Origin of the sequence: Micromonospora sp. NPDC050397, assembly GCF_044901685.1 — a bacterium.
GTDB lineage: Bacteria > Actinomycetota > Actinomycetes > Mycobacteriales > Micromonosporaceae > Micromonospora_G.
This window is the reverse complement of sequence record NZ_JBJDPS010000011.1, coordinates 35,704-51,714: the sequence shown is the minus strand read 5'-3', so window position 1 is coordinate 51,714 and position 16,011 is coordinate 35,704. Positions and strand designations below refer to the sequence as shown.

Annotated in this window: 15 protein-coding genes; 7 read left to right on the top strand and 8 right to left on the bottom strand. The window is 72.7% G+C overall.

Going from position 1 to position 16,011, the window contains the following annotated elements:
- Positions 1–21: 21 nt before the first annotated feature.
- A complete protein-coding gene (locus ACI2K4_RS27480; protein WP_404515460.1) occupies positions 22–516 on the bottom strand; it encodes a tetratricopeptide repeat protein in 495 nt (164 codons plus the stop codon).
- Between the two features lie 96 nt (positions 517–612).
- Here ACI2K4_RS27480 and ACI2K4_RS27475 point away from each other — a divergent pair, with 96 nt between their 5' ends.
- On the top strand, positions 613–1,530 hold the full coding sequence (locus tag ACI2K4_RS27475) for a hypothetical protein (RefSeq protein WP_404515459.1): 918 nt from the start codon (positions 613–615) through the stop codon (positions 1,528–1,530).
- A gap of 74 nt (positions 1,531–1,604) precedes the next feature.
- On the opposite strand, the gene ACI2K4_RS27470 is transcribed toward ACI2K4_RS27475, so the two are convergent.
- Together ACI2K4_RS27470 and ACI2K4_RS27465 are read right to left on the bottom strand one after the other, a co-directional pair.
- On the bottom strand, positions 1,605–2,867 hold the full coding sequence (locus ACI2K4_RS27470; protein ID WP_404515673.1) for an RNA polymerase sigma factor: 1,263 nt from the start codon (positions 2,865–2,867) through the stop codon (positions 1,605–1,607).
- 3 nt (positions 2,868–2,870) lie between these two features.
- A complete protein-coding gene (locus ACI2K4_RS27465) occupies positions 2,871–3,329 on the bottom strand; it encodes a YciI family protein (protein WP_404515457.1) in 459 nt (152 codons plus the stop codon).
- A gap of 98 nt (positions 3,330–3,427) precedes the next feature.
- Here ACI2K4_RS27465 and ACI2K4_RS27460 point away from each other — a divergent pair, with 98 nt between their 5' ends.
- Both ACI2K4_RS27460 and ACI2K4_RS27455 read left to right on the top strand, forming a co-directional pair.
- Complete coding sequence (locus tag ACI2K4_RS27460) at positions 3,428–4,171, top strand: SAM-dependent methyltransferase (RefSeq protein ID WP_404515456.1); 744 nt, start codon at positions 3,428–3,430, stop codon at positions 4,169–4,171.
- Between the two features lie 209 nt (positions 4,172–4,380).
- On the top strand, positions 4,381–6,168 hold the full coding sequence (locus ACI2K4_RS27455; protein ID WP_404515454.1) for a PucR family transcriptional regulator: 1,788 nt from the start codon (positions 4,381–4,383) through the stop codon (positions 6,166–6,168).
- 21 nt (positions 6,169–6,189) lie between these two features.
- On the opposite strand, the gene ACI2K4_RS27450 is transcribed toward ACI2K4_RS27455, so the two are convergent.
- The gene (locus ACI2K4_RS27450; RefSeq protein ID WP_404515452.1) at positions 6,190–7,338 is read right to left on the bottom strand and encodes an XdhC family protein; all 1,149 of its coding nucleotides are present in this window, start codon (positions 7,336–7,338) and stop codon (positions 6,190–6,192) included.
- A gap of 54 nt (positions 7,339–7,392) precedes the next feature.
- On the bottom strand, positions 7,393–8,055 hold the full coding sequence (locus ACI2K4_RS27445) for an NTP transferase domain-containing protein (protein WP_404515450.1): 663 nt from the start codon (positions 8,053–8,055) through the stop codon (positions 7,393–7,395).
- A 276-nt stretch (positions 8,056–8,331) separates the two neighbouring features.
- On the opposite strand from ACI2K4_RS27445, the gene ACI2K4_RS27440 reads away from it, so the two are divergent.
- Positions 8,332–9,165, top strand: coding sequence for a SigB/SigF/SigG family RNA polymerase sigma factor (locus ACI2K4_RS27440; RefSeq protein ID WP_404515449.1), 834 nt, complete (start codon positions 8,332–8,334; stop codon positions 9,163–9,165).
- 110 nt (positions 9,166–9,275) lie between these two features.
- On the opposite strand, the gene ACI2K4_RS27435 is transcribed toward ACI2K4_RS27440, so the two are convergent.
- The 3 genes from ACI2K4_RS27435 to ACI2K4_RS27425 all read right to left on the bottom strand — a co-directional run bounded on the left by ACI2K4_RS27435 (position 9,276) and on the right by ACI2K4_RS27425 (position 12,091).
- Positions 9,276–9,866, bottom strand: coding sequence for a GNAT family N-acetyltransferase (locus ACI2K4_RS27435; RefSeq protein WP_404515448.1), 591 nt, complete (start codon positions 9,864–9,866; stop codon positions 9,276–9,278).
- Positions 9,863–11,392, bottom strand: coding sequence for an APC family permease (locus ACI2K4_RS27430; protein WP_404515447.1), 1,530 nt, complete (start codon positions 11,390–11,392; stop codon positions 9,863–9,865). The genes ACI2K4_RS27435 and ACI2K4_RS27430 overlap by 4 nt, the downstream gene beginning before the upstream one ends.
- 72 nt (positions 11,393–11,464) lie before the next feature.
- Positions 11,465–12,091, bottom strand: a complete 627-nt coding sequence (locus ACI2K4_RS27425) for a GPP34 family phosphoprotein (protein ID WP_404515446.1) — start codon at positions 12,089–12,091, stop codon at positions 11,465–11,467.
- A 175-nt stretch (positions 12,092–12,266) separates the two neighbouring features.
- Between ACI2K4_RS27425 and ACI2K4_RS27420 the strand changes: the two genes are divergently transcribed.
- From ACI2K4_RS27420 to hrpB, 3 genes are read left to right on the top strand one after another with little or no spacing between them, the layout of a single operon-like run.
- Positions 12,267–13,109 carry a helix-turn-helix domain-containing protein gene (locus ACI2K4_RS27420; RefSeq protein WP_404515445.1) on the top strand — a complete coding sequence of 281 codons (843 nt, stop codon included), beginning with the start codon at positions 12,267–12,269 and terminating at the stop codon, positions 13,107–13,109.
- Between the two features lie 38 nt (positions 13,110–13,147).
- Positions 13,148–13,357 carry a DUF397 domain-containing protein gene (locus ACI2K4_RS27415; protein WP_404515443.1) on the top strand — a complete coding sequence of 70 codons (210 nt, stop codon included), beginning with the start codon at positions 13,148–13,150 and terminating at the stop codon, positions 13,355–13,357.
- A gap of 51 nt (positions 13,358–13,408) precedes the next feature.
- Positions 13,409–15,958 (top strand): ATP-dependent helicase HrpB, encoded by a 2,550-nt coding sequence (gene hrpB, locus ACI2K4_RS27410; RefSeq protein WP_404515442.1) that lies wholly within the window; start codon positions 13,409–13,411, stop codon positions 15,956–15,958.
- The last annotated feature ends 53 nt before the right edge of the window (positions 15,959–16,011 follow it).

The window sequence follows — 16,011 nt, the reverse complement described above, 5'->3', positions numbered from 1 at the left end:
GTTTCGGGCCCCGCCGCCGTGTCACCCTGTCTCGTCCAGGTGGTCGGCGTAGTGGTCGATCGCCCGCCGGTACGCCCGTACCCGCTCGTCCGCGCTGGTCGCCGCGACCACCTCGAGCAGGGTCCGGACCGCCTCGCCGGACTCGCCGACGTTGTGCAGCGCCATCGCGAGAAACGTACGCAGGGCCGCGTCGTCGGGGAACTCGGCCAGGCCACGCCGCAGCGTCGCCAGCGACTCCCGGTAGCGGCCCAACACCCGGTAGGTACTGCCGAGTCCCAGGTACGCCCCGTGCCGGTCCTCCACCGACAGCCCCGAGCCCCGCAACGCCCGCTGGTAGAACGGGACCGCCTCGGTCTCCAGGCCGGCGCTGTCGTGTGCCCACGCGGCCTGGTAGGCGAGCGCCCCGTCGTGCGGGTGCCGGTCGGTCAACCCCACCAGCAGCTCGCGCGCCGCCGGGGTCCCCTGCTCCCGGAGCCGTACCGCCCGCGCCAGCGTCACCCCGTCCTGGTCTGCCACGTCTGAGCACGCTGCCACACTCCGGCACGGTTTGACCACCTCGGGCGGGCGGTCGGCCCCGGAGCGGCTCGACCGGCCCGTGACATGATTGCCGCCATGGGACAGCAGCAGGACGTCGACGGATCCGACCGGCACAGCGGGTCTGACACCACCACCCACCGTGCCACCGGTGGGAGCGTCGACGCGCGGCTCGCCCTGGCGAACAACCCCACGACGCCCCAGATGACCCTCTACGAACTGGCCTCGGACCCGTCGCCGTTGGTTCGCAAGGCGGTCGCGGGCCGGACGGACGCACCCGCGCAGGCGCTGCGACCGCTCGCCCGGGACCACGACCGGCACGTCCGGGAGGCGGTGGCCCGCAACCCTTCGACCTCCGTCGGCAACCTGCTGCGGCTGGTCAAGGACGCCGACCGGTGGGTCCGCTGGGCGGTCGCCGGCAACCCGGCCTGCGACGCGTCGGTGCGCGCGGCGATGGCGGAGGCGCCGGACAAGGAACTGCGGGGCCTGCTCGCGGAGAGCCGGACGCTGGAGCCGGAACTCGCCGCCGCGCTGATCGACGACGTCTCCCCCGAGGTGCGGGAACGACTCGCGGCGCACACCCAGGACCCCGACGTGATCGCCGCCCTGCTGGCCGACCGGACCGCCCGCGTACGCAAGGGGCTTGCCCGCAACTCGCGGACCAACGCCGAGCAACGTGCCGTCCTGGCCCGGGACCCGGTGGTCGACATCCGGGCGACCCTGGTGCGGACGCTCGAACTCGACGAGGCCAATCTGGGAGAACTGGTCGACGACCGTTCGGTGCAGGTCCGGCTCGCGGTGGCGACCTCCGACCTCGTCCCGCCGCACATCCGGCGGATCATGGAGGACGATCCCGACGAGACGGTGGCGAACGCGGCCCGGGAGCACCACCGCGCACCCGCCGCGTCCGCCGTGGTACGCCCTCCCCGGATCGGTCAGCGCCGTCCCGCGACCGGCCGGGACCGGCCGGGCGGAAACCCTCGTCGGGGTCGCTGACCGGGTCACGCTCCTGACCGGTCACGGTTCCGAGTCGTCGGCGGCTACCGACACCGCACCCGGGCACCGTCCGGTCACGCTCCCGAGTCGTCGGCGGCGGCCAGTCGGGCGGCCCGGAGCCGGAGGTAGTGCTGCTCCGGCAGGCTGGTTGTCCGACCGGCCGCCGCACGGTAGTTCTGCACGGCCGCCTGCCGGTCACCGAGCATCTCGTACAGGTGTGCCCTGGCCGCGTACAGGCGGTGGTGTCCGGCCATTCTCGGGTCGGCGTCCAACGCGGTGAGCGCGTCGAGCCCGGCGGCCGGGCCGTGCACCATCGCGGTCGCCACGGACCGGTTGAGGCTGACCACCGGGCTGGCGAGGTGGCGTTCCAGCACCTCGTACAGGGCGAGGATCTGCGGCCAGTCGGTTTCCCCGGCGGTCGGCGCCTCGTCGTGCAGCGCGGCGATGGCGGCCTGGATCTGGTACGGACCCACCGGCCCCCGGGGCAGCGCGGCGGTGATCAACGCAACTCCCTCGGCGATGGCTGCCGCGTCCCAACGGCTGCGGTCCTGGTCGGCCAGTGAGACCAACTCCCCCGACGGCCCCGTCCGGGCCGGGCTACGCGCCTCGGTGAGCACCATCAGCGCGAGCAACCCGGTGACCTCGCTGTCGGCCGGCAGGATCGCGTGCACCGCTCGGGCCAGTCGGATCGCCTCGCCGGAGAGTTCGACCCGCCGCAGGTCGGAGCCGCCACTGCTGGTGTGTCCCTCGTTGAAGACCAGATAGAGAACGTGCAGTACGGCGTCGAGCCGGCGGGACCGGTCGTCGTCGCCCGGCATCCGGAACGGAATCCCGGAGGTTCTGATCCGCTGCTTCGCCCGACTGATCCGCTGCGCCATCGTCGCCTCCGGCACCATGAAGGCGTGGGCGATCTCGGCCGTGGTCAGACCACCGACCGCGCGCAGGGTCAGGGCGATCGCCGAGGCCGTCGACAGGGCCGGGTGGCAGCACATGAACAGCAGGATCAGCGTGTCGTCACGATCCGCCGTGACCTCGATGTCGGCCGGCGGCGCCAACTGCCGGTCGTCCGGCTCCCGCCGGGCCGCGAGGTCCTCCCGGTTACGCCGCGCCTGCTCGGCGCGTACCAGCTCGATCATCCTGCGGTACGCGACCTGGATCAGCCAGCCCCGTGGGTTGTCCGGCAGACCTTCCTTCGGCCACTGGGTCGCGGCGGCCAGCAGTCCCTCCTGCACCGCGTCCTCGGCCGTGGAGAAGTCGCCGAACCGGCGGGCGAGCACGCCGAGGACCTGCGGCGCCAGCTCGCGCAGCAGGTCCTCGACGTGTCGGTCGTCGGTCAGCGGTCAGATCTCCTGCGGCGGCGCCGACATGATCGGACGTACCTCGATCGGCATGTTCAGCGGGTGACCGCCGGGGCCGGGTGCGGTGGACAGGTACCCGGCGATCTCGACCGCCCGCTCCGGGGTCTCGCAGTCGACGATCCAGTAGCCGGCGAGGAACTCCTTTGTCTCGGCGAACGGGCCCTCGGTCACGACCGGCGCGCCACCGACGCTGGCCCGTACGATCCTGGCCTGGTCGGGCCCGGCCAGCCCCTGCCCGTCGACAAACTCCCCGTCGGCGGCGAGCTTGGCGTTCGCCTCCCCCATGAACCCGATGTGCGCCTGGATCTCCTCCGGGGTCCAGGTGTCGATCGACGGGAAGTCGGCGGTGGCGACACTGAACTGCATCAGCAACATGTACTTCACGTTCTGCTCCTCGAACCCGCGCCCATCGTCGGCGCTCTCGTGGTCAGGTAGAAGCACGCGCCGCCTTCTCGACATCCTCGTACAGGAAATTCCAAAAATCTTTTCCGGGCCGAAAGTGGGCGGCGGTGCCGATCGGCGTTTGGCACACTCGGCGGATGCCCCCGATCGATGATCTTGCCGCCGCACGGTACGCCCGGATGCGCTGGAACACCCCGCTCTCCGAGGAACACGCGGCGCTCCTCCTGCGACGCCTCGGCCTCCGGCCCGGTGTGCACGTGCTCGACCTGGGCTGTGGCTGGGGAGAGTTGCTGCTGCGCGCGGTCGCCACCGACGACACGGGCCGCACGACCGGCGTGGGCGTCGACACGGACGCCGCCGCTCTCGCCCGTGGTCGGGACCTCGCGGAGCGACGGTTGCTCGACGGGCGGGTCAGCTTCGTGGAACAGGAGGCCGGCACCTGGCGGGAACCGGGTGACCGGGTGCTCTGCCTCGGTGCCGCCCACGCGCTCGGCGGCACCGCCGCCGCCCTCGACCGGCTGACCGAACTGGTCCGGCCGGGCGGGCGTCTCCTCTTCGGGGACGCCTTCTGGGAGCGTCCGCCCGGTCCGGCGGCCGTGGAGATCTTCGGCGACGAACTGTCGAACCTGTCCGGACTCGTCGAGCGGATCCGCGGAGCGGGTTGGCGGGTGCTCCACTTCAGCACCACCGACCAGCGAGAATGGGACGACTTCGAGTCCACCTGGCTGGCCGGACGGCAGGAGTGGCTGCTGGCGAATCCCGGCGACCCACGTGCCCCCGAGGTACGCGAGCAACTCGACGACCGGCTACGCCAGTACGTCGACGTCTACCGTGGCGTGCTCGGACTCGGCTATTTTGTACTCGCCCGCTCAGCCGGCTGACGCCACGTCGACCTCACCTCGCCGGCTTCGCGGCGTTGACTTCGCGGCGTTGACTTCGCCGCTTTTGGTGATGACGAGAAGGACAACGGCCCGTCAGCGAGAGATGAACCGGCGGCGACACCCAAATCGAAATCACCGAGCCGTATCGTTTCCGTAGCTTCCTCCAAACCCGAGCCAACTCCCCTTGGCCCGATCGGAAGGAACCGGCGATGCTGCTACGCGACGCGCTGCACCGGCAACGGCTCGGGCTCACCCTGCTGACCGGCGCGGAAGCGCTGGAACGCCCGGTCAGCCGGGTCTGCGTGACCGACCTGCCCGACCCTCGGCGGTACCTCTCCGGTGGCGAGATCGTGCTGACCGGGCTGGTCTGGAGACGCGATTCCACCGACTCGGAGACCTTTGTGGCGGCGTGCGCCGAGGCGGCGGTGACCGCGATCGGCGCCGCTGACGTGGTGTCCGGGTCCATCCCGGACGACTTGGTCGAAGCCTGTCGGCGGCACCGGATGCCACTGTTCGAGGTGCCGGTCGAGGTGTCGTTCCGGGACATCGTCGACGAGGTCAACCCGTCACTCTGGGCGCAACGGGCCAACGGTCTGGCCACCGTGCTCGGCCGGCACCGGGGGTTGGTCGCGGCGATGGCCGCCGGTGCCCGGCTGGTCGACCTGCTGCCGCCGGCCGCCGCCGAGCTGGGCGTCGACTGCTGGGTGCTGACCCCGACCGGCCGGCTCGTCGCCGGCACCACCGGCATGGCCCCGGCGGACCGCGGCGCACTGGCCCGGATGTTCCTCGCCGCCGGCCGGCTGCCGCTCCGGACCACCGTGGACGGTCGCCCCGTGCTGGTCTCCGGCGTACCTGGTCGCCCGGAGCACCCGCTCACCGCCTGGCTGCTCGCCTGCACGCCGTCCGACCGAGCCCGTTTCGCCGGACCCACGCGGGCCGAGGCTGATGCCGATGCCGGCACGCCGTCCGACCGCGCCCCGTTCACCAGACCCACACGGGCCGAGACCGGCGCCGGCACGCCGCCCGACCAACCTCTGCTCGCCCCACCCACACGGGCCGAGACCGGCGCCCGCACGCCGCCCGACCAACCCCTGTTCACCGAGCCCGCGCGGGTCGGCGCCGAGACCGACGGCGGCTGGCCGAGCACGGCGCAGGCGAGCGGGGTGGCTGACGCGGCGGCCGAGCTGGCCGGTCTGGTCGCGCTGGAGCGCGCCCGGGTGGACGAGGGGCTGCGGATCGAGCGGCGGCTGGCCGATCAACTCGGTGCCGCCCTGGCCGGGAGCGAACAGGTCGACCTGCGGAGCCGTCTGCTCTCCTGTGGGCTGCCACCGGAGGCGACCTTCCTGGTGCTGGCGGTCAATCTGACCGGCCCGCGTACGCCACCGGAGCTGCTCGTGACGGTCTGCGCCGAACTGGTCGGGGCGGCGGCGGAACGCTTCGCGGTGACCGACGCGGGTCTGCCGGACACCGTACTCGCGGTGCTGGCCGTCCCGCCGGAGGGCGGATCAGCCGCCGTCGAGACGATCCGCGCCGGAGTGGACGGGTACGACCCGGGGCTGGGCAACGGACGGCTGGCGGTCGGAGTGAGCGGACCGGCGACGGGACCGGGCGCGTTGGGTGGCGCGGCCGAGGAGGCGCGGCACGCGTTGCGTACCGCCCTTGCCGGAGGTGAGCGGACCAGCGTGGTCGGTGCCGACGAACTCGCCTCGCACCTGCTACTGCTCGCCGGTGTACCGGCCGACACCCGCCGGGCGTTCCAGCGGCGGTTACTCGCCCCGCTGCTGGCGTACGACCGTACGCACAACGCCAACCTGCTCCGTACCCTCGACTCGTTCCTCGCCTGCGGCGGATCGTGGACGCGCTGTGCCGCCCTGCTGCACCTGCACGTCAACACGTTGCGCTACCGGATCGGCCGGATCGAACAGCTCACCGGGCGGGACCTGTCCCGGTTCGAGGACCGGGTCGACTTCTTCCTCGCCCTCCGCCTCCCCCGCTGAGGGGTAAGGAAGGGCCCCTTATTAACGCATAGCGTTAATAAGGGGCCCTTCCTTACCCCGGTGGGCGTGGATGCGGCCGTGGGTTTGGGAGAGGCGGTCGCCGTTGCCGCCCCAGCGGGTGGCCACGATCTCGGCGGCGATGCTGACCGCGGTCTCCTCCGGCGTACGGGCACCGAGGTCGAGCCCGATCGGAGAGGCGAGCCGGGCCAGCGCCCCGTCGCCCACTCCCGCCTCGCGCAGCCGGGCCAGCCGATCGGTGTGGGTACGCCGGGAGCCCATCGCGCCCACGTAGGCCACCGGCAGGTCGAGTGCCACCCGCAGCACCGGCACGTCGAACTTGGAATCGTGGGTCAGTACGCAGACCACGGTGCGCTCGTCCAGCCGGCCGGCGCCGGCCTCGGCGGCCAGGTAGCGGTGCGGCCAGTCGACCACCACCTCGTCGGCGTCGGGAAACCGGCGGGCGGTGGCGAAGACCGGCCGGGCGTCGCAGACCGTCACCCGGTAGCCGAGGAAGGTGCCGATCCGAGCCACCGCCGCGGCGAAGTCGATCGCCCCGAAGACGATCATTCGGGCCGGCGGGGCGTACGCGTTGAGCAGCAGGGTCAGCCCACTGCCCCGGCGTTGCCCGTCGGTGCCGTAGTGCAGCAGCCCGGTACGGCCGGCGGCGAGCAGCCCGCGCCCGTCGTCGCTGGCCGCGTCGTCGAGCCGCCGGGAGCCGAGCGAGCCGGTACGCCGGTCCGGCCAGAGCACCATCCGCCGGCCGAGCCGTCCGGGCGGCCCGGCCACGCAGGTGAGCACGGCCACCGGGGTCCGGCCGCTGATCGCCGCCGCCACCTCGGCGAGATCCGGGAAGCTGTCCCGGTCGACCCGCTCCACGAAGATCTCGATGCTGCCGCCGCAGGTGAGCCCCACGGCGTACGCGTCGTCGTCGGCCACGCCGTAGCGCTGTGACCTGGGCGGGCCACCGACGATCACCTCCTGGCACAGGTCGTAGACGGCGGCCTCGACACAGCCGCCGGAGACGCTACCGACGGCGGTGCCGTCCGGGCCGACCAGCATGGTCGCGCCGGGCTGACGGGGAGCGCTGCGCCAGGTGGCGGTGACGGTGGCCAGGGCTACCGGTGCGTCCGCGCGCCACCAGCGGACCAGGTCGTCCATCACCTCACGCACGGCACCGTCGCCTCTCGCATGCCACCGCCGCCCGACGCAGAGCGCTGGTGTGACTCAGCCACCGCTCGCCGCCACGCTCGGATCGGGCGACCGCGCCGGCACGACGGGGGTACGCCGATGACGTGCGAGGTCGGCCGGGGTGTCGAGATCGGTGTCGTCGGCGATGTCCGCGCAGGGGACCACGCGTACCCGCTCGGCGTTGCGGCGCAGGTAGAGCCGCGCCCCGGCGTCGCCGTCGGCGAGCGTGGCCACCCCGTCCCAGTGCGCCCGGCCGAGCAGGACCGGGTGGTTACGCCGGTCGGCGTACCCGGCGACGGCGAGCGTCTCCGGAGCGGCCAGGGCGACCAGCCGACGGACGGCCTCGGCGGTGACGCCCGGCATGTCGACCAGGAGTACGAGCGTGGCCACGGCCGGGCTGTCCCGCAGGGCGCGCAGGCCGGCGCGGAGCGACGAGCCGAGTCCGGTGGCCCAGTCCGGGTTCTCCACCGGCACCACGCCGGTCAGGTCGGCCGCCTCCCGTACGGCGTCGGCACCGGCACCGAGCACCGCGAGTACGGGTCCGCAGCCGCCGCCACGGGCCGTCGCCACCGCGCGGTCGAGCAACAGGTGGCCGTCGAGTGTGACCAGCGCCTTGGGGCCGCCGTACCGCCGCCCGGCACCGGCGGCGAGGACCAGCGCGGCGACCGGCCGGGTCCCGTGTGTCGGCTCACATCCCACGCTTCGCAGACTAGTTCGACACCAAAGACCTGTCCGTTATTACCGATACGTCAAATATGAGAACTATATACATCATACTTTCGGCTAGCGTGTCGGTAGCTAAACAGGTTATGGTGGCTGCACTGATCGGCTCTTGGCGAAACCGAAAAGCTGACAGCGAACACCTGAACACGGCGAACAACAGCGAACAGCGACACAGCGAAAACCGAGCACCACGAGCGAACGATTGAGCAGAGCACTTGTCTTGTCCGCGGACGAGGTGCAGGGAGGACCACCATGACCGCGCCAACCACCACAGCGCAGGACACCGCTACCACCGCAGCCGCCGGGCCGGCGCCGAAGCTCGACCCGAACGCGCTGACCGACTCGGCCACCGACCTGCTCCTGGCGATGGCCGCACTACCGGCACACCACCCGTCCCGACCCGCGTTGCGCGATCGGGCGATCGAAGCCTGGCTGCCGCTGGCCAACCACCTCGCCCACCGCTACGGCGGACGCGGCGAACCCACTGACGACCTCGCCCAGACGGCCGCCGTCGGGCTCATCAAGGCCGTCGACAAGTACGACCCCAGCCGCGGCGTGGACTTCGCCGGCTACGCCATCCCCACCATCATCGGTGAGCTCAAGCGCCACTTCCGCGACCGCACCTGGGACATCCGGGTGCCGCGACGGCTCCAGGAACTACGGCTGAGCATCTCCGAGGCGAACAGCAGCCTGTTGCAGACCCTCGGCCGCTCGCCGACCGTCGCCGACATCGCGGCCCACCTGAAGGTGACCGAGGAAGAGGTCCTCGAAGGACTCGAGGGTGCCCGCGCCTACAACGCCGTGTCGCTGTCCACCCCGACCGGGGACGGCGAGCGCGCCACCGAACTCGGTGACATGCTCGGCGGTGAGGACCCCGACTTCGAACTCGCCGAGCTGCGCACGACCCTCGGCCCCGCCCTCGCCACCCTGGACGAGCGCGAGCAGAAGATCCTCACCCTGCGCTTCTACGGCAACCTCACCCAGTCCCAGATCGCCGAACAGATCGGCGTGTCCCAGATGCACGTCTCCCGACTGCTCGCCCGCGCGCTGACAAAACTGCGCGGACAGCTCAGCGAGACGTACTGATCCTTGGGGGAGGTTCCGGCGTTCCGCCGGATGTCAGGGGGCCGGGCCGGCGACGGCCCGGCCCCCTGGTGTCGTACCGATCGGTCATCCGCCGGCTGACCGATCGGCCGTCATCCCCCCGCCGGCCGCCACATCGGCCAGAACGGGGTGCCGTCCGGCAGCCGGAACGGCTCACCGGCCCGGTAGCCGTGGCGGGCGTACAGATCCCGGCTGTCCGCGCTGCTCGCGTCGAGGTACGCCGGCATTCCCCGCTCGTCCAGCCAGGTGTGCCGGTGCCGGAGCAGGGCCGAACCGAGCCCGGTGCGCTGCCGGTCCGGCGCGACGGCGAGGAAGGCGAGGTGGTGGTGCGGCTGGTGCGGATGGTTGGCCTCGAACAGCTCGTCGAGCAGCCGGAACCGGTCGGACCACTCGCCACACGCGGCCACCAGGCGCTTGTCGTAGTCCGTCGGGGGCGGCAGCGTTTCACCGACGGCCGGCAGCCAGACCGCGACCGCCCGCCGGTCGGCGGTGGTCTCGACCAGACCCCATTCGAGCGCGTGCTCGACCAGGATGTGGAAGTCCTCGGCCAGGATCCGGCGCCGGGCACGCACGTCCGGCACCAGCCAGGCACAGGCGGCCAGCGGCTGGAACGCCTCCGCGACCAGTTCACCCAGCACCCGCGCCTCGGCCGGCTCGGCCCGCTCGATTACCGGTGCGCTCATCGCCGTACCTCCGAGGCGACCGGGAGACGGTCCTGGGCGGCGGCCGGGGTCAGACCGCCGGTGGCGCTCTCCGGCCCGAGCCCGATCGTCCGGTAGACCTCCGGACGGCGACCGCGCAACACCACCGCCCAGATCACACCGAGGATCGCGGCGGCCGGGTAGACGGCCGGTAGCGCCCAGCGCAGGACCGAGTCGGGGGCGACGCCGAGCAGGATGGCGAAGTTGTCCAGCGCGATGATGACGATAGTGGCCAGGGCGACGGTGGCGAGCCCGGGTGCGAGCACCCGGTGCCACACGCTCTCGCCGGAGGGGTCGCGGGCGAAGAAGGCGATCACGGCGACCGAGGTCGTGGTGATCAGGAGCAGTACGCCGAACCCGCCGGCCGTGCCGCCCCAGTAGAAGAGCTGGACCAGCGGGTCCCAGCCGGCGACCGCGTAGGTCGCGATGACCAGCAGCCCGAGGACGCTCTGCGCGATCGAGGCGGCCCGGGGCGCACCGGTACGCGGCGCGGTCCGGCCGAAGACCGCCGGCAGCACCCGCTCCCGACCGAGCGCGAACGTGTACCGGGCGGTGGTGTTGTGGAACGAGATCATCGCGGCCAGCACCGAGGTCAGGAAGAGCACCTGGCCGATGCTGACGAAGGTGCCGCCGAGGTTGCCGTCGGCGAGCACGAAGATCAGCCCGACCTGCTCGGTCTGGGACGCCTCGACGATGTTGCCGGGGCCCGTGGCGACCGTCATCGCCCAGGCGCTGAGGGCGTAGAGGCCGGCGATGATCACGACCGAGAGGTAGGTCGCGACCGGGACGGTCCGCTTCGGGTCCTTGCTCTCCTCGCTGAACACCACCGCCGACTCGAACCCCGTGAAGCCGGTCGTGGCCAGCACCAGGATCGCCCCGACCCCGGGCACAAAGAGGTTCTCCGGGGCGAGTGTCTCCAGGCTGATCTGCCCGCCGGCCGGGCTGAGCAGGTCGGCCAGGTCGAAGGCGAGGATGATGGCGATCTCGGAGAGCAGCAGTACGGCCAGGACCAAGCCGTTGATGTCCACCCGCAGTACGCCCAGACCGGCGACCACCGCCCAGGCGACCAGGGCGATCACCCACCAGGTCGGGTTCTGCCAGCCGAAGAACTGTTCGAGCACGGGGGCCGCCGCCGCGCCGACCGCCCCGTAGAGCCCGACCTGTAGCGCGTTGTACGCGATCAGGGCGACCCAGGCCGCGCCGACCCCGGCCGGGCGCCCGAGCCCACGGGTGACGTACGCGTAGAACGCCCCCGCGTTGGCGGTGTGCCGGGCCATCGCGACGTAGCCGACCGAGAAGAGCGCCAGCACCGCCCCGATCAGCAGGAAGGCCAGCGGGATGCCGGTCACGCCGGTCACCGCGAAACCGGTGGTGACCACACCGGCCACCACGGTCAGCGGCGCGGCCGCCGAGAGCACGAAGAAGACGACGGAGGGGATACCGAGCCGGCCACTGGCCAGCGCGGACGAGACGTTGCTCGGACGGGGCGGTGCGGAGGGAGGGGCCATCGGTTCTGCTCCGGGGGGTGAGGGGAACAAGGTGGCCGGACCGGGTTCGCCCGGGGCGATCGGGTACGCCGGTCAGGGGCGACCGGAGAGGACGGCGGCCCCCACAGCCGCCTCGGTGTGCCGGGCCAGTTCGCGCATTGGTGGTGGTAGCCCGTCGACGAGCTGGTCGAGCCGCTGCCGAACCCCGGGTTCGATGCCCCAGAGGGCCTCGCGCAGCAGGTTCGTCGCGGCCAGCAGTGCGAGCAGCAGCACGTCCGCCAGGGGTGGCGGCTCGGCCCGCCCGAGTGCCGCCCGCAGCCGGGTGGCCGGCCAGGCGGCGGCGTTCATGTCGGCGGGTCGGTAGACGACGGTGGTACGCAACAGCCTCCTGGCCTCCTCCCGCCGTACGGTGCCGGCGCGGGCGAGCCGTTCGCCGACCGACTCGGCCGCGCTGTTGCCCAGGAAGAGCAACCAGGTGCGCACCGACCGGTGCTCCGGCTCCCCCACGAGCTGGTCGAGCACGGTGTGGGCCAGCGCGTCGTGCGGCGGTCGCCGGTCCACCACGGTGACCACGCCCGCGTCGATCACGATCTGGCGGGCCAGCAGCAGCTCGCCGAGCAGCCCGGCGGCCAGCCCCAACCCGGTCGCGGACGGGTGCAACCGGGACCTTCCCTTGGCGTCGTCGTGCGCGATCAGGAAGAACTCGTCAGCGAGCAGCACGACTCTCCCCTTTTTTGATCGATCGCCTGTGGACGGTCCACATCGGAGGGACGGGTCTTTGATCGACGCCGGAGAAAGAATGCACCGGGCGGCGGATGCAATGCAACTCCCGGATTCGATCGGTTTCACGACGGGCCACCCGGACGACCGGCGCCGACGTGCGAGACTCGGCCCCGTGACCGCCAGCCCGACCGTGCGTCGACGCCGTATCGCCCGCGAGCTCCGCCAGCTCCGTGAGGCCGGAGGGATGACCCTCGACCAGGCCGCCCGCCGACTGGACATGTCCAAGAGCAACCTGTCCCGGATCGAGAACGCGCAGATCGGGATCAAACCCCGGGACGTCCGGGCCGCCCTCGCGCTCTACCAGGTGACCGGCGAGGAGGCCGAGGCACTGATCGAGATCGCCCGGGGTGCGCAGCAGCGCGGCTGGTGGCAGAGCTACAGCGACGTACTGCCCGACTGGTTCGAGTTCTATGTCGGGCTGGAGGCCGAGGCCGCCTCGTTGCGGACGTACGAGGCCGAAGCGGTGCCGGGTCTGCTCCAGACGGAGGAGTACGCGCGGGCGATCTACCTGCTGACCGCCGGGGACAACGGGGTGGACCGCAAGGTGGCCGCCCGGCTGCAACGCCAGGCGCTGCTGCACCGCGATCCGTCGGTCGAGCTGTCGGTGGTCCTGAACGAGGCGGTGCTGCTCCGGGGGGTCGGCGGGCCGACGGTGATGAGCCGCCAACTGGACCACATGATTACCGTGAGTGAGTTACCGAACGTCACTCTCCAGGTACTTCCGTTCACCGCCGGCGGGCACCCCGCGATGACCACGCCGTACGTCATCCTCGGCTTCGCCGAGGCCGCCGACGGGTCCGTGGTTTACCTGGAAAACCTCACGATGGGGCTGGCTCTGGAGGAAGCCGATCATGTGCTCGGGTATACCCTGCTGCACGAGAAGCTGTGCCGGATGGCGCTGACTCCGGAGGAGTCGCGGACCCGTATCCGGGAGGCTTCTCGTAACTATATGTGATCAATCCGGTGGGTCATCGGGGGAGACGAGGGGTGCCAATGACGGGACTCGACCTGGCTAGGGCCGACTGGCGTACCAGCCGCCGCAGCAGCGGCAACGGCAACTGCGTCGAAGTGGCCATCCTCGACGGCGCGGTGGCGGTCCGGGACACCAAAGACCGGCCCGGACCGGTGCTGCTCTTCTGTCCCGCCGGCTGGACCGCCTTCGTCGCGGGCGCCGGGACCGGCTCCCTCACCCGAGCCGACTGAACCAACTGAACCGTCTTCGGGCGGCACCGGCGCCGGTGCGACACTGGCCCGGTGCTACCCGAGTCCGTCACCGACGACCTGCCCGTGCGCCACGTGCTGCCGGAGCTGCTCACCGCGCTGCGCGACAACCGCACGGCGGTGCTGGTGGCACCGCCCGGCACCGGCAAGACCACGCTGGTGCCGCTGGCGCTGACCGACGAGGTCGACGGCCGGATCGTGGTCGCCCAACCGCGCCGGATCGCCGCCCGCGCCGCCGCGCGGCGGATGGCCGCGATGCTGGGCGAGGCCGTCGGGGGCACCGTCGGCTATGCCGTACGCGGAGAGCGGCGGGTCGGCGCGCGGACCCGGATCGAGGTGGTCACCACCGGCCTGCTGGTGCAGCGCCTCCAGCACGACCCGGAGCTGGCCGGGGTGGGTGCGGTGCTGCTCGACGAGGCACACGAGCGCCACCTCGACTCCGACCTGGCACTCGCCTTCGCGGTCGAGGTACGCGCCGCGCTCCGCCCCGACCTCTGGCTGCTGGCGATGTCGGCGACGGCCGAGGCGGAGCGGCTGGCCGCCGTACTGGGCACCACCGCCGGCCGTCCGGCACCGGTGGTCGAGGCGTCGTCGGCCCTGCACCCGGTCGACGTGGTGTGGGCGGTGCCGGCCCGGCCGGTCGACCCGCCGCACGGGCTACGGGTCGATCCGCGCCTGCTGGACCACGTGGCGTCGACGGTTCGCCGGGCGTTGCGCGAGGTGGACGGCGACGTACTGGTCTTCCTGCCCGGTGCCGGCGAGATCGGCGGTGTCACCAGCCGCCTCTCCGGGTCGCGGGGCGAGGTCGACCTGGTGCCGCTGCACGGCCGCCAGTCCGGCGCGGAGCAGGACGCCGCGCTGCGTCCGGGCACCCGGCGACGGGTGGTGCTCGCCACCACCGTGGCCGAGACCAGCCTCACCGTGCCCGGGGTACGGGTGGTGGTGGACGCCGGGCTGAGCCGGGTGGCCCGTACCGACCTGGCCCGCGGCCTGGGTGCACTGGTCACGGTGCCGGTCTCCCGCGCGGCGGCCACCCAGCGGGCCGGACGGGCCGGGCGGGAGGCACCCGGCCGGGTCTACCGGTGCTGGCCGGAGGCGGTCCACGAGCGGTTGCCGGCGCAGCCGGAGCCGGAGATAGCAACCGCCGACCTGACCTCGTTCGCGCTCCAGCTCGCCTGTTGGGGTCGGCCGGACGGCACCGGCCTGACCCTGCCCGACCCACCGCCGGAGGCCGCCATGCAGGTCGCCCGGAGCACGCTCACCGCGTTGGGCGCGGTCGACGCGGACGGCCGGGTCACCACCCGGGGACGTTCCATCGCGGCGGTCGGTGCCCACCCCCGCCTGGCCCGCGCGCTGCTGGACGGGGCGGACACGCTCGGCGCCCAACGGGCCGCCGAGGTGGTGGCGCTGCTCTCCGAGGACTCCGTGGTGGGGCGCGACGACGACCTGGCGGCGGTTTGGCGGCGGCTGCGCGGCGGCGCCGACCCCGGCACGACCGCCCGCTGGCGGGCCGAGGTGAAGCGGCTGCGCTCCGCCGCCGATTCCCCGGAGACCGGCGACGCCCGGTCCGGGCGGGACGGCGACACCGGGAGCCGACGACTCACCGACGACCTCGCCGCCGGGCTGCTGGTCGGACTCGCCTACCCGGAACGGCTGGCCCGGGTACGGCAACGGGGCGGCACAACGTACCTGATGGCCGGCGGGACCGCCGCGGACCTGGCCGCCGGCTCGACCGTGACCGGCTCGACCTGGCTGGCGGTCGCGGTCGCGGACCGCGCGCCGGGTCGGCGGGGCGCCCAGATCCGCCTCGCCGCGGTGATCGACGAGGCGACCGCCCGGGAGGCGGGCGAGCCACTGCTCCGGCACGACCAGGAGGTGGCCTGGTCCGGCAACGACGTGCTGGCCCGGGACGTGGAGCGGTTGGGAGCACTGGTCCTGGCCGAACGCCCGCTGCTCGAACCGGATCAGGAACTGGTCACGGCGGCGCTGCTGGAAGGACTCCGGAAGGTCGGACTCGGCCTGCTCGACTGGACCGACGAGGCCGAGTCGACCCGGCTGCGGCTGGCTTTCTGCCGGCACGCGTTCGGCGACCCGTGGCCGGTGGTGGAGAACGAGGCGCTGGTGGCCGCCGTGCCGCAGTGGCTCGCGCCGGAGTTGGCCGGGGCGCGCCGACGGGCCGACCTGCGCCGGGTCAACCTGGCCTCGGCGCTGCGTCGGCTGGTGCCGTGGGCGGAGGCGGCCCGGCTGGACGAGCTGGCGCCGGAGCGGATCACCGTGCCGAGCGGGTCGCGGATCCGGGTCGACTACACCGACCCGGGAGCGCCGGTGCTGGCGGTGAAGTTGCAGGAGACCTTCGGCTGGCCGGACGTACCCCGGCTGGCCGACGGGCGGGTGCCGGTGCGGCTGAGCCTGCTCTCCCCCGCCGGGCGACCGGTCGCGGTCACCAGCGATCTGGCCTCGTTCTGGGAGACCGGCTATCCCCGGGTACGCAGCGAGCTGCGTGGCCGCTATCCCCGTCACCCGTGGCCGGACGACCCGCGTCGGGCCAAGCCGAGCGGACGGGTCAAACCACGGGGCACCTGAGCCGCCGTCACTCGTCCGGTCCTGTCACTCGTCCGGTCCTGTCACTCGATTGG

Coding starts and splice junctions, on each gene's coding strand:
- ACI2K4_RS27475 (WP_404515459.1), top strand. CDS start 613: ATGGGACAGCAGCAGGACGTCGACGGATCCGACCGGCACAGCGGGTCT.
- ACI2K4_RS27435 (WP_404515448.1), bottom strand. CDS start 9,866: ATGAGCGCACCGGTAATCGAGCGGGCCGAGCCGGCCGAGGCGCGGGTG.
- ACI2K4_RS27415 (WP_404515443.1), top strand. CDS start 13,148: ATGACGGGACTCGACCTGGCTAGGGCCGACTGGCGTACCAGCCGCCGC.
- ACI2K4_RS27460 (WP_404515456.1), top strand. CDS start 3,428: ATGCCCCCGATCGATGATCTTGCCGCCGCACGGTACGCCCGGATGCGC.
- ACI2K4_RS27455 (WP_404515454.1), top strand. CDS start 4,381: ATGCTGCTACGCGACGCGCTGCACCGGCAACGGCTCGGGCTCACCCTG.
- ACI2K4_RS27440 (WP_404515449.1), top strand. CDS start 8,332: ATGACCGCGCCAACCACCACAGCGCAGGACACCGCTACCACCGCAGCC.
- ACI2K4_RS27430 (WP_404515447.1), bottom strand. CDS start 11,392: ATGGCCCCTCCCTCCGCACCGCCCCGTCCGAGCAACGTCTCGTCCGCG.